Genomic DNA, 15,522 nt, shown 5'->3' on the forward strand with positions numbered 1-15,522 from the left:
AGGTTAAAAGAAATATTATGTCAATAGAAACCATGTCATTATCGGGACGCAAGAAGGAGGTTTCCAACAAAAAGATGACTTTTTGGGAAAGCCTTTACCTTGTGGCAATTTTTAAGGGCCTAATGATCACCATCAGGCACTTATTTACCCGTAAAGTAACCATAAAATATCCGGACGAAACCCGCGAAATGAGCCCTGTATACCGCGGCCAGCACATGCTGATGCGCGACGACGAAGGCCGCGAGCGCTGTACTGCCTGCGGGTTGTGCGCCCTCTCCTGCCCTGCCGAGGCCATCACGATGAAAGCCGAAGAGCGCAAGCCGGATGAAATGCACCTGTACAGGGAAGAGAAGTATGCTTCGATATACGAAATCAATATGCTGCGCTGCATTTTCTGCGGATTGTGCGAGGAGGCATGCCCTAAGCAGGCCATTTACCTTACCAAGTCAAGGACAATGGTACGTGCCAACAACGACAGGGAAGATTTCATCTTCGGGAAGGACAAACTGGTAATGCCGCTTGACATGGCTATCAGCAACACTAAAAAACCACAAATGGCAAAATAGTATGATGACAACTTTATTCTACATCTTATCGGCCATTACACTTGCCACGGCGTTTTTGACAATTTTCAGCAAAAACCCGATACACAGCGCTATATACCTTGTACTTTGCTTTTTCTCGATTGCGGGGCATTACCTGATGTTTAATGCGCAGTTCCTTGCCATTGTGCACATCATCGTATATTCGGGCGCGATCATGATCCTGATGCTCTTTACGATAATGCTCATGAACCTCAATAAGGAAGACGAGAAAAACAAGTCGGTACTCACGCGGATTGCCGCAGTAGTAGCATTTGGGCTTGTGGCGTTCGTACTATTGGCCACTTTCGTAAAAGCACAGCCACAGCTGGAATACAAAACAGCTACAGAAGACTTCCAGTCGATCAAAGTGCTTGGAAAAGTGTTGCTCAACGAATACATGGTGCCCTTTGAAACGGCTTCGATACTCCTACTTGTTTCGATGATCGGTGCGGTATTGCTATCTAAAAAAGAACATATTAACGGTTAGTATGGAAAATATATTACAGGAAATAGGCCTCGAAAACTACATCTACCTTTCTGCGCTATTGTTTTGCGTGGGAGCATTCGGGGTACTATACAGGAGGAATGCCATTGTCATGTTCATGTCGATTGAGATTATGCTCAACGCGGTTAACCTGTTGCTGGTAGCGTTCTCTACCTACCACCAGGATGCGCAGGGGCAGGTATTCGTGTTCTTCTCGATGGCGGTTGCGGCTGCCGAGGTTGCCGTAGGGCTTGCCATACTGGTGGCCGTGTACAGGAACTTGACCAACATTGACATTGATAATTTGAAAAATTTAAAAGGATAGCGCCTGATGGATACAAATTTGGCTTTACTATTATTATTCGCGCCGTTTGCAGGGTTCCTGTTCAACGTTTTCTTTGGGAAAAAGCTTAGCAGGAATGCAGCCGGCACCCTGGGAACAGTGGCAGTTGCCGTGTCGTTTGGCGTAACACTTTCGTTCTTTTTGCAGGTAGTAAATACCGGCGAACCCATCATGGTGAACCTTTTCGAATGGATGCGCCTGGCCAACTTCTCGGTTGACTTCGGCTTCCAGTTGGACCAGCTTTCATTGCTATGGCTGATGTTTGTAACCGGTATCGGTACGCTCATCCACATGTACTCCATCAGCTACATGCACGATGATGAGAACATCCACAAATTCTTTGCCTACCTGAACCTGTTCGTGTTCTTCATGATCACGCTGGTAATGGGCAGCAACCTGCTTATCATGTTCATAGGCTGGGAAGGCGTTGGGCTTTGCTCCTACCTTCTTATCGGTTTCTGGTACAAAAACCAGGAATATAACGATGCAGCCAAAAAGGCTTTCATCATGAACCGTATTGGCGACCTTGGTTTCCTCATCGGTATCTTCATCATTGGCTACCTTTTCCATTCATTGGACTATGTACAGATAAAAAGCATGATTGACAACGGATGGGATGTGAATGCCTCCCTGCTGGGTATTGCCGCACTCTGCCTCTTTATAGGCGCGTGTGGTAAAAGTGCCCAAATACCGCTATATACCTGGCTTCCGGATGCGATGGCCGGACCAACCCCGGTGTCGGCGCTTATCCACGCGGCAACGATGGTAACGGCGGGCATCTTCATGATCACGAGGATGAATTTCCTTTTCAACCTTACACCGGATGTACAAAGCATCATTGCGATTGTGGGGGCTGTTACCTCACTTGTTGCGGCATCCATCGGTCTTGTACAAAATGACATTAAAAAAGTACTGGCCTACTCTACCGTATCCCAGCTGGGCCTCATGTTCCTTGCCCTTGGGCTTGGCGCTTATGAAATAGCCGTATTCCATGTGATTACGCACGCCTTCTTTAAAGCCTGTTTATTCCTTGGTTCGGGTTCGGTAATCCACGCGCTGCACGGCGAGCAGGACATGCGCAACATGGGCGGACTTCGCAAGGTTATGAAGATAACGTTCGCTACGTTCCTTATCTCTACGCTTGCAATTTCCGGCCTTCCGCCATTCTCCGGCTTCTTCTCGAAAGACGAAATATTAATGACCGCCTACCACCATAACCCGGTACTATGGGTTATCGGTTCGGTAGCCTCGATCATGACGGCATTCTATATGTTCCGCCTGCTGTACCTTACCTTCTACAAGGATTTCAGGGGTACGGAAGAGCAGAAGCACCACCTGCACGAATCGCCATCGCTTATCACGATACCGCTTATCGTTTTGGCCATACTGGCCCTTGTGGGCGGTGCAATAAGCCTGCCGGGCAACAGTTGGCTGAACCACTATCTGGCACCTGTAATGGCTGCACCGGCACACCACCATGAGCTGGACAGCACAACCTACATGCTTATGGGCATTGCCGTTGTGGGAGCGTTTATCGGAATCGGCATTGCATACTTCAAATACATCAAAAACGGCGCTGTACCTGCACCGGACGGCAAGCAAACCGGCATTGTAAAAGTGCTGTACAACAAATACTATGTTGATGAGATATACATGGCGGTAATCGTAAAGCCGATTTACGCCATTGGCTCTTTCTTTAAAAATGTTACCGAAGCGGCCATTTCGGGCTTGGTATTCGGTCTCGGATGGGCAGCCAACATGCTTGGCGCCGAAGGAAAGACAATACAGAACGGCAGCGTAGGGTTTTACCTTTTCGTATTTGTTGCGGGCATTTGCTCAATAATAGGTTATATTTTTCTGGCAAAATAATTCATACTGATGGACGTATCCTTTATACTCATTATCTTATTATTCGGGGCAGCAGCCACATACTTTACAGGCGATAAGTTTGCCTCTAAGGCAGCGCTCATTTTTAGCCTTGCAGCACTTGCAGCTTCCATTTACGTTACGTACCGTTACGCAATGGGCGACAGCGTAAATTTTGCGCATGGCTGGATAAAGTCGCCTAACATCTCGCTGTTCTTTGTGGGTGACGGCATATCGCTGCCAATGGTACTGCTAACCACAGCCCTTACCCCAATTATCGTGCTTACCTCGTTTGGCAACCTGTTCCCAAAAACAAGGACATTTTATGCACTTATCCTTTTCATGGCCTTTGCCATGGTGGGTACTTTCATCAGCAACGACGGGCTTTTATATTATATTTTCTGGGAACTTGCCCTTATCCCTATCTATTTCATAGCATTGGTATGGGGCAGCGGCGATGCCGAAGAGCGTAAAAAAGCCGTGGTGAAGTTTTTCATCTACACTTTTGCAGGGTCGCTTTTCATGCTTGTGGCTTTTGTTTACCTGTACCAAAAGCGTAATATGTTCCTGCATGGGGCATTGAAAAACCTTGCACTTTCGGAAATGGAACAAACCTGGATATTCTTTGCGTTCTTCCTGGCCTATGCCATCAAAATTCCGATCATACCGTTCCATACATGGCAGGCAAATGTGTACCAAAAAGCGCCTGCCGCAGGTACCATGCTGCTTTCGGGCATCATGCTGAAAATGGCGATATTCAGTATTGTAAGGTGGCAGCTGCCCATTGCGCCGCTTGCTGCACAAAAATACCAGTATATCATCGTTGGGCTTTGTATAGCAGGTGTTATCTACGGATCGATCCTTGCACTGAAGCAAACAAGCCTTAAAAAACTGTTGGCCTACTCATCACTGGCGCACGTTGGCCTTATCGCTGCGGGCGTATATACCCTTACGCTTGACGGCGTTCGCGGGGCATTTCTTCAAATGATAGCGCACGGCTTTGTAGTTGTGGGGCTTTTCTTTGCGGCAGAGGTCATTTCGCGCAGGTGGGGCACCGACGAAATCGCCGAAATGGGCGGTATCAGGGTCCAGGCGCCTAAGTTTGCCTCGATGTTCCTGATATTGGTGCTGGCTTCGGTGGCGCTTCCGGGAACGTTCAACTTTGTGGGAGAATTTGAAGTATTGTACAGCCTTGCACAAACCAATATCTGGATGGCCGTAATTGGCGGAACTACCATTATTTTGGGGGCTTTCTATATGCTGCGCATGTTCCAGCAGGTAATGCTCGGTGAACAAAATCAAAACAAAAAGGTATTCACTGACATTACTATCAGTGAAGGGATTGTAATGGTGCTTATCATTGGGGTACTTTTGTTCTTCGGACTGTACCCGAAACCGATCGTAGATTTCATGACGACGGACATACAGAAAGCGCTGCTAAACATAAACAGATTTAATTAAGCCTGAGAGAATGAATACACTTATAGCTATTGCAGGATTAGGGATTTTATGCCTTATAGCTGAAATTTTCAACTTGAGGAAAGCCATTGTGCCGGTAGCCATCATCGGGCTGCTGGGGGCGCTGGGCCTCACTGCATATGATTACATGGAGTTGATGAAGGATATTCAGCACTCTGATTCCGTAGGCTTTTACAATAACATGATCGTGGTCAACCGGTTTTCCCTGGGCTTTTCCGGGCTGTTCATACTTTTGGCTATCTTTTTGGTTGCCATGACGCCTGAATTCCACAAAGAGCACAAAGCAAAGATCTCCGACTTCGTTGCGATAAAACTGTTCCTGCTTTTGGGTGCCATTGCCATGGTATCGTTCGGCAACCTTTCGATGTTCTTCCTGGGCATTGAAATTCTTTCCATTTCGCTTTATGTGCTCGCTGCCAGCGAACCGAAAAACCTGAAGAGCAACGAAGCAGGCATGAAGTATTTCCTGATGGGGGCATTTGCCTCGGGCATCATCCTTTTCGGGATTGCATTGATCTACGGCGCTACAGGGTCGTTTGATACTGCCGAGATCTACAAAACCGTAGTTGACGGCAACCTGGGCGACATCAAAATGGAAAACATTTCCGACCTGTTCCTTATCGGCCTCGTAATGCTAACTATAGGCCTTCTGTTCAAAATGGCTATCGTGCCATTCCACTTCTGGTCTCCGGACGTATACGAAGGCTCCCCTGCCCTTTCGACCGCTACCATGAGCACATTAGCCAAAGTAGCTGCGATAGCTGCTTTCTTCAAGCTGCTGCTAACCATGACCAACCAGCTTCCGGGCCAATATGTAACCATAATAAGCATCGTGATCGTACTCTCAATGACCGTGGGTAACCTTATGGCGCTGAAACAGGAAAACGTTAAGCGTATGCTCGCCTTTTCGGGTATATCGCACGCAGGCTTCATGCTAATGGTGCTTTACAACCCTGCCATGACCTCGGGTACCTTGTTCTACTATGCCACTGCCTATTCGCTAACGGGTATCGCTGCCTTTGCAGTGGTGCTGTTTGTGTGCCGTGGCAAAGACAACGAGCACATTTACAACTTTAACGGCCTTGGCAAATCCAGCCCCATGATGGCAGCAGTGCTTACCTGCGCTTTGCTTTCGATGGCCGGCATACCGATATTCTCGGGCTTCTTTGCCAAAATGTTCCTGTTTACGCAAGTGCTTAAAACCGGGCACCTGGCAATAGTGATCATTGCGGTAATCAACTCCATCATCAGTGTTGGCTACTACTTTAAGCTGATACTGGCCATGTATACCAAGGAGGAAACCGAGAAAAGGGAGCCGCTTCCGTTCATGTACGGTGCCGTAGCGCTTGTTTCATTGCTCATAAGCATTGCTATAGGTTTGAACCCGTCAATGGTGACAATGTTGGTAAAATAAGACCAAATTTATACAAAATATAAAGCGCATTATCTTCGGGTAATGCGCTTTTTTATGCCTATGGAATGCAGATGCGCTCAAGGGCTTGGAACTGGTTGAGCCTCCCGATATGTGTGGGAATTGCCCCTACCCGGGTGCTTGCCAAAGCCGCCAACCGCATTGCCAAAAAATACCAGGAAAAAACCGGCGGGGTATATGTCATCGATACCGAAGAAAAGAGGATAAAAGGGTTAAAATGGCTCAAAGTAGGTGATATTTGGGGTATAGGATGGCGATTTGAGAGGAAAATCAGGGCGAAAAAAGGGTATACCGCATATGATTTTATAGCCCCCAGTATGGAAGCATGGATAAAAAAGGAGATGGGCGTCGTGGGCCTGCGCCTGAAAAGCGAGCTGGAGGGCAAATCAGTACTTGGCCCGGACAGGATTGACGTGGACAAAAAGAGCATTGCCACCACCCGCAGCTTCCCAAAACAGCTTACCGACTACGACCTGATACGCGAGCGTGTTTCCACCTTTGCTACAGTATGCGCCGAAAAACTGCGCCGGCAGGGTTCGTGCTGCCAGACCATTATCGTGATGCTTGTAGCCGACAAATACAGCATAGACAACCCTAAGTATCATTACAGCACTGCCATGACACTTCCTTTTGCCACCAACTCGGCACTGACCATCAGCAACGCGGCCATACAGCTGCTAAAATCGCTCATGGAGGGCACCGACACCAAACGCTTCAAAAAAGCAGGCGTGATCGTTACCGAACTCATTCCCGAAGGGAACCGGCAGTTTAACCTGTTCATGGACGAAAACCCAAGGCACCTCGCATTAATGAAGGCAATGGACCGCGTAAACAGCAAGATGGGCGACCGCGTAATCCGCCTGGGGGCCCAGGCCAAAAAGACCTGGGACATGAAGCAGAACATGCTTTCCAACCGCTATACAACCAACCCCAGGCACATCCTAACCGTTAACTGCAACGAATGAAAAAGCTGCCACCCCTCACCTTTTTCCGTCCCGACATGGAAGCCGGTACATCGCTGCCACTGGTAAGCCACCGCGTTTCGGCAGGGTTTGCCTCTCCCGCGCAGGACTTTTTACAGGACCGCATCGACCTCAACAAAATGCTGGTCAAAAACCCGCTCACCACCTTTTACATCAGGGTGGCGGGCAACTCGATGATCAATGCCGGGATTGCCGACGGCGACCTGCTGGTAGTAGACCGCAGCCTTGAGCCCGCCGACGGCAAAATAGCCATCTGCCTCATCGACGGGGATTTTACCGTAAAGCGCCTGAGGGTGGAACCCGACTGCATATACCTCATGCCCGAGAACCCCGCTTATAAGCCCCTAAAAGTAACGGAAGACAACAACCTGACCATTTGGGGAATTGTTACCTATGTGGTGAAGAGTTTGTAAGCATATGGCTTTGCAATGAAAGATTGCTTTGTCGTACCTCCTCGCAATGACTTTGCAAAACGTAATATTAGCTATGAAACTTCCCCCTCTCCTTCGGAAAAAGGTATGAATGAGGACTATCCCGCATGAGTGGACCTTACGCTCCCTTCGGGGGTTGGGGAGCCGTTATCACCTGCATCGTCTCCCGGCTCACCTGGCGCACCAGCACCTCTTTGCCTTTGGCTACAGTGTCGGCCGACTTGTCATTGAAATGCCTGATGGTATAAAGCGAAACATTGTCGTTATAGGTCACCTTGAACTTTTTGGAAAGCACGCCCTTAAGCTCCTGGAAGTTGCCGAACTTATCATCTACGCATACCGAGAAACTGATGGCCGAGTTCTGGATAAGGTGCACCTTCATTTTGTACTTGTGGAGCAGCGCGAATATCTCACTGATGTTCTCTTCCATGATGAACGAGAAATCCAGCGATGACAGCGAGATGAGCAGCTGGTCCTTCTTTACGATGAAGCACGGCGCGTGCGGCTCGAGGTCGGCACCCTTGCTTACCGATGTTCCCGGCAGCAGTGGGTTTACGAATGATTTTACATACAGCGGGATCTCCTTTTTCTGCAACGGCTGCAAAGTCTTCGGGTGGATAACCGTCGCCCCGTAAAATGCCAGCTCAATCGCCTCGCGGTAAGAGATCTGGTTGAGCAGCACCGCATTTTCAAAATACCTTGGGTCGGCATTGAGTACGCCCGGCACATCTTTCCAAATGGTAACGCTTTCGGCATTCATGCAGTAGGCAAATATGGCCGCGGTATAATCGGATCCTTCCCGGCCAAGGGTGGTCGTAAAGTTATTCTCGTCCGAACCCAAAAAGCCCTGCGTGATATTGAGGTTCTTTTTCTTTACATTTTTAGAGATGAGTTCCTGGGTCTGGTCCCAGTCCACTATCGCATCACGGTAGGTGTTGTCGGTCTTGATGAGCTCACGCACGTCGAGCCACTGGTTCTTCAGTCCTCGGTAATTGAAGTAATGGCTTACTATGGTAGTCGATATGATCTCGCCCTGGCTCACGATCTGGTCGTACACAAAGTTGTAGTTGGGCGATTTATTGTTCTTCAGGAAGCTTTCGAGGTCGGTAAAAATGGCATTCACGGCTGCAAATACAGCGTGCTTCTCATCCTCAAAAAGATCCATCAGTATCTGGTTGTGGTACTTTTTCACCTCCTGTAGGGCCGATTGCAGCTCCGGCGATTTGGACACGTAGTCCTTGATCACCACCTCCAGCGCATTGGTCGTTTTGCCCATGGCCGAAATGACAAGCAGTACGTCATCATACCCTACCTGCTGCAATACTTCATACACATTTTTGATACCGTCGGCATCCTTTACCGATGCGCCACCGAATTTGAATACTTTCATAAAACCAAAATAATTATTATCTGTTTTTTTACCGAAAATTATCTATTTTTTTTACCACAAAGGGCACAAGGATTTTTTTACAAGGGACACAAAGCCGGTGGCCAAATCAGTGGTCAAAGTTCACAAGGCAGGCTGCTTTGTGACCTCCCGCTTACAGCGGAAATATTATTCATGAAGCCTTGTGCTCTCCGTGAAAACCTTTGTGCACTTTGTGGTAAAATCCTATTATAAATCTAAAGTAAACTTTGTAATCCCTTCTTCATTCATCTGCACTGTCAGCCAGTCCTGCAATATTGCCGCGCCCGAGCGTTCATAGAATTCAATGGCATGCGTGTTCCAGTTGAGCACCACCCATTCTACCCTGCGCACGCCCTGTGCCTTGGCAAACTTTATCACTTCCTTATAGAGCGCACTTCCCGCGCCGGTGCCGCGTTTTTCTTCTTTTACGATCAGGTCTTCAAGATGGATGGTTTTCCCCTTCCATGTCGAATAGCGGTAGTAAAACAGCGCCATAGCAATCACCTCGCCGCCGGCCTCTGCCACAAATATATGGAAAAGCGGGTTTTGGCCGAAGCCGTCGCGCAACAGTTCGTCTGCCGTTACCACTACGGCATCGGGTTCTTTTTCAAATTTGGCAAGCTCTTTTATAAGCCCCAGTACAGCAGGCATGTCTTCCTTCTTTCCTTCGCGGATAATCATTGTAAACTCGTGTAAAACAAGGCCAAAAATACGCTTAAAAAATGTTTAATGATAAGTTTCGGGTTCATATCACAAAAATTTCGATATTTGTGCCCTCAACACAACTATAACGTTTTCGGAATGGAAGAAAGAAATAAAACGCTCGGTGAGTTCATCATCGAGAAGCAGGAAGACTTCAAATATTCATCGGGCGAACTCTCAAGGCTCATCAACTCCATAAGGCTTGCCGCCAAAGTGGTTAACTACAAAGTGAACAAAGCCGGCCTGGTAGACATCATAGGCAAGTTCGGCGAGCAGAACGTACAGGGAGAGGACCAGCAGAAGCTTGATGTATATGCCAACGAGATCTTCATGCAAACGCTCATCAACCGCGAGATCGTATGCGGCATCGCTTCTGAAGAGAACGACGATTTCATCACCATACAGGGACAGGACGGCTGCCATAACAACAAATATGTGGTGCTCATAGACCCGCTTGACGGTTCTTCCAACATTGATGTGAATGTTTCCGTAGGTACTATCTTCTCCATTTACCGCAGGGTAACGCCGGTGGGAACACCCGTGACGCTCGAAGATTTCCTGCAGCCGGGCGTCAACCAGGTCGCTGCCGGATATGTTATCTACGGCACATCGACCATGATCGTGTATACCACAGGCAATGGCGTGAACGGCTTTACGCTGAACCCCGCCATAGGCACGTTCTACCTTTCGCACCCTAACCTTACCTTCCCGAAAGACGGCAATATCTACTCCATTAACGAGGGCAACTACGTGCATTTCCCGCAGGGCGTTAAGGACTATATCAAATACTGCCAGCTTGAGGAAGGCGACAGGCCCTACACCTCACGCTACATCGGCAGCCTTGTAAGCGACATCCACCGCAACATGATCAAGGGCGGCATCTATATTTACCCAACCAGCTCCAAAGCGCCCAATGGTAAGCTGAGGCTGCTGTACGAATGCAACCCTATGGCGTTCCTTGCCGAACAGGCAGGCGGAAAGGCATCGGACGGTTTCGGGCGCATCATGGAGATACAGCCTACCGAGCTGCACCAGCGCGTGCCGTTCTTCTGCGGAAGCTACAACATGGTGGAAAAAGCGGAGGAGTTCATGAGTAAATACCCGAGATAGGTTTCGGGATCAGAGTTCCGTGTTTGGGGCTCGGGGCTGAAAGGCCTCACCCCAGCCCTCTCCAAGGGAGAGGGAGGAGCTTCACTCATACGGCTTCAGTTGCCGGATTTTAGCTACGATATAAAATCAATGAATTTTAAAGTCACCGTTCCTGCTCCCTTCTCCTTTGGAGAGGGGTTGGGGGTGAGGTCTGAATAAAAAAGTCCCATGCGCGAACATGGGACTTTCGTATTTGTAAAAGTATCGTATTACTTGTTCATGTGCTGCATCTCGTACACGAAAGTATCGCCGTCAACATTCATTACAAGCAGTGACAGCGCCTTGTCAACGATATAGTTTACGTTGCCCGGCGTAAAGCCAAGGGCAAGGGCAAAGCGTGTAAGGATCTCTTTTTGTTTTGGCCCAAGTACGTGGTCGGCATATACCATCCTCGAAAGGTCGTACAGGCGCTCCAGCCTCTGCACGTGAAGGTGTGGCGGGTTGATGGGGTACCTCATCGGGTTTTCCAGTATTTCCGCATATTCATCAGGCGTAATTTCCAGCTGTTTGGCAAGCTTGTCAAGGAACAGCCTTTCTTCAGTGCTAAGGTGCCCGTTCTCCATGGCAACCCTTACGATAGCAGAAAAGTGCCCTTTGTTCCTGTCTTTAAAGCCGCTATCAAATAGATCTGAAATTGACATATAGTATCTGTTAAAATTTTGTGCAAATATACTTCTATATTTCAGCCTGATATAATTTTTTATAAGATTTTTGACGCATCCCGCGTTATAGAAAGATTACCCTAAAGATAGTTCATAAAAATGACGTAAGTTTACATTTTAAACGAAAATTATAACCATGTCTGATTTTTGGCTGTACTTCAACATAGGCCTGAAACACGTGCTCGACATCAACGCCTACGACCATGTGCTGTTCCTCATGGCGCTTTCCCTTCCCTATACGTTCAGGGACTGGAAAAAGGTGCTTGTGCTGGTTACCCTCTTTACCATCGGGCACACGCTGTCACTCATACTCTCGGTATTCGGTGTAGTAAAAGTGGATAGCGTGGTGATCGAATTCCTGATTCCCATAACGATACTCATAACCGCGCTGTACAACATTTTTAAATGGGCACGCAAGTCGGGCGGAAAAAATGACAGCCTTACCTTCATTTCGGTGACAACGCTGTTTTTCGGCATCATCCACGGGCTTGGCTTTTCCAACTACTTCAAGGTGGTATTGCCGCCCACAGCAGATGATAAGCTGCTGCCGGTGCTGGAATTTGCATTGGGCATTGAGGCCGCGCAGCTCATCGTGGTCATTGCCATGCTGGTGCTGGCATTTGTAGTGCAGGAATTCCTGAGGTTTGCCAAACGCGACTGGATCCTCATCATTTCAGCCTTTGTGGCCGGGGTGGTGGTGCCGATGATTGCAGGCAGCGAAATATGGTAGAAATTTAATGTTAGACATGACACGCTTTTTGTTTTAGGCGGAAGTTACAGATGAAAGAAAAGAAACAAAACAAATACGACAGGGCCTATTTGCGGATAGCCCGCGAGTGGGGGCAGCTCTCTTACTGCCAGCGAAGGAAAGTTGGCGCAATTATTGTAAAAGACAGGATGATCATCTCCGACGGCTATAACGGGACACCATCGGGGTTTGAGAATTGCTGCGAAGACGATGCGGGACTTACCAAATGGTACGTGCTGCACGCCGAAGCCAATGCGATACTGAAAGTGGCCCGTTCAACACAATCCTGCGAAGGCGCAACACTCTACATCACTATGTCGCCCTGCAAAGACTGCAGCAAGCTGATACACCAGTCGGGCATAAAGCGCGTGGTGTACCAGGAGGCCTACAAGGACAATTCGGGCATCGAATTCCTTGAAAAGGCGGGCGTAGAGGTGGCACACCTTGCAGACCTTGAGCACATACCATGAACGTAAAGAAAATATACCTCCCCATACTCCTGTCGCTCACGCTGGCCATTGGGCTGCTGCTGGGCAGTTTCCTTAATTTCCCGGCCGAAAAGCGCGGGATGATCTCCGGTTCCAACAAAAGCAAGCTCAACAAGCTCATCGACTTCATCGAGGGTGAATATGTTGATCCGGTAGATACCGATTCGATTGTCGACCTGACGGTAAACAGCATACTCGAAAAGCTCGACCCGCATTCGGTGTACATCGCCAAAAACGAAATGGAGCAGGTGGCCGAAAGCATGAAGGGCGACTTTGTGGGCATAGGCGTGAATTTTTACATGTATAAAGATTCGGTAGCCGTAATAAAGCCCATACCGGGCGGCCCGTCAGAAAAGGCAGGCATCCTGGCGGGCGACCGTATCCTTTTTGCCGGCAAAGACAAGCTGTTTGGGCGCAAGCTGCAAAATGACACGCTATTCTCCAAGCTGAAAGGAAAGGAAGGCTCGACAGTAGACCTCACCATTTTCAGGAAGAGTGAGAATAAGAAGTTCAACGTGAGCGTGACCCGCGATGTAGTACCCATAAAAAGTGTGGATGCCGCCGTGATGGTAAGCCCGACTGCGGGATATATCAAGATCAACCGCTTCGCGGAGACAACCTATGACGAATTTAAGGCAGGCCTGGCCACCCTGAAAAAACAGGGCGCCAAATCGCTGATCATCGACCTGCGCGACAACGGCGGCGGCTACCTTGAGAAAGCCGTGGAAATTGCCGACGACCTCCTGCCGGACGGGCGTGTCATCGTAAAGACCCGGAACAAAAAGAACCGCGAAGACATCACTAAAGCAACATCGGGCGGATTGTTTGAGAACGGCCCGCTCTACATACTCATCAACGAGAACAGCGCTTCCGCCAGCGAAATTTTGGCAGGCGCCATACAGGATAACGACCGTGGCACCATTGTGGGCAGGCGTTCTTTTGGGAAAGGCCTCGTGCAGCGCGAAATGCCTTTAGGCGATGGCAGTGCCGTACGCCTTACAGTGGCGCGATACTATACCCCGTCGGGCCGCTCCATACAGCGCAGCTATGCCGAAGGCGGTGAGAAGTACTTCAGCGATTTTGAAAAACGCTTTGAAAGCGGCGAGCTCTACAGCGCCGACAGCATCAAGGTGGCCGACACGCTAAAGTTCAAAACCCTTAAGGGGCGCATTGTATATGGCGGTGGCGGCATCATCCCCGACCTTTTCGTGGCACAGGAGGGCAGGCATGGCGACGAGCAGCTGGCCCTGCTGATGCAGAGCGGCATTGTGGGCTACTTTGTCTTTGAGCAACTGGATAAGGAAAGGACACAGTATAAAGGCCTTACTACTAATGAAATTACCGCGAAAGTTAATGCTACAGATAAATATTTCAACGCTTATGATGCTTATCTGAGGAAAAATGGGCTGGTCTTTAATTTGTCAAAGCAAAAGGACAGGGTAAAACGTTACCTCGCCGCAGAGTTTGCACGGCAGCTGTCGGGCGATAAGGATTACTATTCGCTACTGCTGAAAGAAGATAACATGGTGAAGGCCGTACTGGAGAAGAAGTAATTTTAAAGTCCTCACCCCCGGCCCTCTCCAAAGGAGAGGGGGCAGCTATACTCTTGCGGGGTAAACAAAAAATCCAAAGCCTCTTAAAAGCTTTGGCTTTTTTGTTTAGATACTATTCTTCAGCGGCTTGCATCTTATCGTATTCTTCCTGTGCCTTTTGCTGCAAAGCTTCATTTTCGGGATCGGCATCAACCTGTTCAACAGCCCTGACGTATTCAGGATAGTCCCTGTATTTCACTTTGATTATAGTTATCGAAGAAACCATAAAGCATAAAACACCAAGGCCACCAAAAACTGCAGCCCTGGCAAGCACCCTTTTTGCAAAAGGCGAATTTGAAGATGACGCTCTCACCCAGGCTATGATGCAGACAATAATGACAGGAGCACATCCGATAAGAATCATAAATGACCCGCCCGGCCACATCATCACCCTGAACAATATGCCTATTATAACGGTAGATAGTGACATACCAACTCCTACTCCCCCAACTATTTTCAGTGCGGAAATGCCTGTATAAGCTGTACCTTTAAAAAGGTCTCTCCCCCGGATTCCATTGAACAGCGCAAAACCAAAGAAGAAATACAGCAGCGATAAAAGGGTCAATGCCAGCACTGTTAGCATACTGCCGCCCGGGACAGGTAAAAGGTAAAGGATTATGCCAATGGCACTGAGGATGCATAACGTCAATTCTGTTTTTTTCATAGTTTTTAGGGTATCCGTGTATCTGTAATTTTCTCTTTCAACTGCCCGATTACCTTCTCCACATTCTTCCTTACCGTCTCCTCCGTCTTCAGGTAGGCGAGGTATTTAAGGATGTCTTTGCGGCGTGAAGGCGTAAGGGCTTCAAAGGCAGCTTCCAGTTTGTGCTTTTTCAATGCTGCCAAAAGCACATCATTCATTTCATAATCATTTTCAACCGGCGTAAAATCCTGCTCAATAGTAAATTTTGCGGTATCGCCTAAGTCTGCCCCCGCTCCTTTGAGCATCGGGATGTTGACGAACAGGCGGTAGGGAGCGCCCTTTACCGGGACAAGCGTCTGCCGGAAGGTGTGACCGTTGATGGTGCCTGAAATGCGGATGTAGCCTTTTACCGGCTGCAGGGCATCGGTAATTTCCTTCGGGACATCTACAGCGGCGTTGATGCCGGTTTTGTATATTTTGGCAGAGAAGTGGTGCATAAGCTAATGTAGGAAATATTTTAACCTAATT

17 protein-coding genes are annotated in these 15,522 nt (G+C 48.5%); 12 read left to right on the forward strand and 5 right to left on the reverse strand.

Going from position 1 to position 15,522, the window contains the following annotated elements:
- Positions 1-17: 17 nt before the first annotated feature.
- The 8 genes from nuoI to OGH69_RS12295 all read left to right on the forward strand — a co-directional run bounded on the left by nuoI (position 18) and on the right by OGH69_RS12295 (position 7,584).
- On the forward strand, positions 18-566 hold the full coding sequence (gene nuoI / locus OGH69_RS12260) for an NADH-quinone oxidoreductase subunit NuoI (protein WP_265174771.1): 549 nt from the start codon (positions 18-20) through the stop codon (positions 564-566).
- A gap of 1 nt (position 567) precedes the next feature.
- The gene (locus OGH69_RS12265; protein ID WP_265174772.1) at positions 568-1,071 is read left to right on the forward strand and encodes an NADH-quinone oxidoreductase subunit J family protein; all 504 of its coding nucleotides are present in this window, start codon (positions 568-570) and stop codon (positions 1,069-1,071) included.
- A 1-nt stretch (position 1,072) separates the two neighbouring features.
- Entirely contained in the window at positions 1,073-1,393 is a 321-nt protein-coding gene (gene nuoK / locus OGH69_RS12270; protein WP_265174773.1) for an NADH-quinone oxidoreductase subunit NuoK, read from the forward strand.
- Positions 1,394-1,399: 6 nt separating this feature from the next.
- The gene (gene nuoL, locus OGH69_RS12275) at positions 1,400-3,280 is read left to right on the forward strand and encodes an NADH-quinone oxidoreductase subunit L (RefSeq protein ID WP_265174774.1); all 1,881 of its coding nucleotides are present in this window, start codon (positions 1,400-1,402) and stop codon (positions 3,278-3,280) included.
- A gap of 9 nt (positions 3,281-3,289) precedes the next feature.
- Complete coding sequence (locus OGH69_RS12280; RefSeq protein WP_265174775.1) at positions 3,290-4,738, forward strand: complex I subunit 4 family protein; 1,449 nt, start codon at positions 3,290-3,292, stop codon at positions 4,736-4,738.
- A 10-nt stretch (positions 4,739-4,748) separates the two neighbouring features.
- Positions 4,749-6,170 carry an NADH-quinone oxidoreductase subunit N gene (locus OGH69_RS12285; protein ID WP_265174776.1) on the forward strand — a complete coding sequence of 474 codons (1,422 nt, stop codon included), beginning with the start codon at positions 4,749-4,751 and terminating at the stop codon, positions 6,168-6,170.
- Positions 6,171-6,235: 65 nt separating this feature from the next.
- A complete protein-coding gene (locus OGH69_RS12290) occupies positions 6,236-7,153 on the forward strand; it encodes a DinB/UmuC family translesion DNA polymerase (protein ID WP_265174777.1) in 918 nt (305 codons plus the stop codon).
- The gene (locus OGH69_RS12295) at positions 7,150-7,584 is read left to right on the forward strand and encodes a LexA family protein (protein ID WP_265174778.1); all 435 of its coding nucleotides are present in this window, start codon (positions 7,150-7,152) and stop codon (positions 7,582-7,584) included. The genes OGH69_RS12290 and OGH69_RS12295 overlap by 4 nt, the downstream gene beginning before the upstream one ends.
- Before the next feature lie 136 nt (positions 7,585-7,720).
- Here OGH69_RS12295 and OGH69_RS12300 read toward each other — a convergent pair whose 3' ends face one another.
- Positions 7,721-8,992, reverse strand: coding sequence for an aspartate kinase (locus OGH69_RS12300; RefSeq protein ID WP_265174779.1), 1,272 nt, complete (start codon positions 8,990-8,992; stop codon positions 7,721-7,723).
- A gap of 225 nt (positions 8,993-9,217) precedes the next feature.
- The gene (locus OGH69_RS12305) at positions 9,218-9,691 is read right to left on the reverse strand and encodes a GNAT family N-acetyltransferase (RefSeq protein WP_265174780.1); all 474 of its coding nucleotides are present in this window, start codon (positions 9,689-9,691) and stop codon (positions 9,218-9,220) included.
- A gap of 120 nt (positions 9,692-9,811) precedes the next feature.
- Here OGH69_RS12305 and fbp point away from each other — a divergent pair, with 120 nt between their 5' ends.
- A complete protein-coding gene (gene fbp / locus OGH69_RS12310; protein WP_265174781.1) occupies positions 9,812-10,822 on the forward strand; it encodes a class 1 fructose-bisphosphatase in 1,011 nt (336 codons plus the stop codon).
- Between the two features lie 248 nt (positions 10,823-11,070).
- Here the strand turns inward: fbp and OGH69_RS12315 are convergent, their stop codons facing one another.
- Entirely contained in the window at positions 11,071-11,502 is a 432-nt protein-coding gene (locus OGH69_RS12315; RefSeq protein ID WP_265174782.1) for a tellurite resistance TerB family protein, read from the reverse strand.
- A gap of 157 nt (positions 11,503-11,659) precedes the next feature.
- Between OGH69_RS12315 and OGH69_RS12320 the strand changes: the two genes are divergently transcribed.
- Genes OGH69_RS12320 through OGH69_RS12330 form a run of 3 tightly spaced genes read left to right on the forward strand, consistent with a single transcriptional unit; the run spans position 11,660 to position 14,312 of the window.
- Positions 11,660-12,253, forward strand: a complete 594-nt coding sequence (locus tag OGH69_RS12320) for a HupE/UreJ family protein (protein WP_265174783.1) — start codon at positions 11,660-11,662, stop codon at positions 12,251-12,253.
- A 50-nt stretch (positions 12,254-12,303) separates the two neighbouring features.
- Positions 12,304-12,741, forward strand: a complete 438-nt coding sequence (locus OGH69_RS12325; RefSeq protein WP_265174784.1) for a deoxycytidylate deaminase — start codon at positions 12,304-12,306, stop codon at positions 12,739-12,741.
- Positions 12,738-14,312, forward strand: a complete 1,575-nt coding sequence (locus tag OGH69_RS12330; RefSeq protein ID WP_265174785.1) for a S41 family peptidase — start codon at positions 12,738-12,740, stop codon at positions 14,310-14,312. The genes OGH69_RS12325 and OGH69_RS12330 overlap by 4 nt, the downstream gene beginning before the upstream one ends.
- 112 nt (positions 14,313-14,424) lie before the next feature.
- Here the strand turns inward: OGH69_RS12330 and OGH69_RS12335 are convergent, their stop codons facing one another.
- Both OGH69_RS12335 and OGH69_RS12340 read right to left on the reverse strand, forming a co-directional pair.
- Positions 14,425-15,015 (reverse strand): hypothetical protein, encoded by a 591-nt coding sequence (locus OGH69_RS12335; RefSeq protein ID WP_265174786.1) that lies wholly within the window; start codon positions 15,013-15,015, stop codon positions 14,425-14,427.
- Positions 15,016-15,020: 5 nt separating this feature from the next.
- Positions 15,021-15,491, reverse strand: coding sequence for a YdeI/OmpD-associated family protein (locus OGH69_RS12340; protein WP_265174787.1), 471 nt, complete (start codon positions 15,489-15,491; stop codon positions 15,021-15,023).
- Positions 15,492-15,522: the final 31 nt, after the last annotated feature.

It is taken from the genome of Flavobacterium sp. MFBS3-15, assembly GCF_026107645.2.
GTDB lineage: Bacteria > Bacteroidota > Bacteroidia > Flavobacteriales > Flavobacteriaceae > Flavobacterium.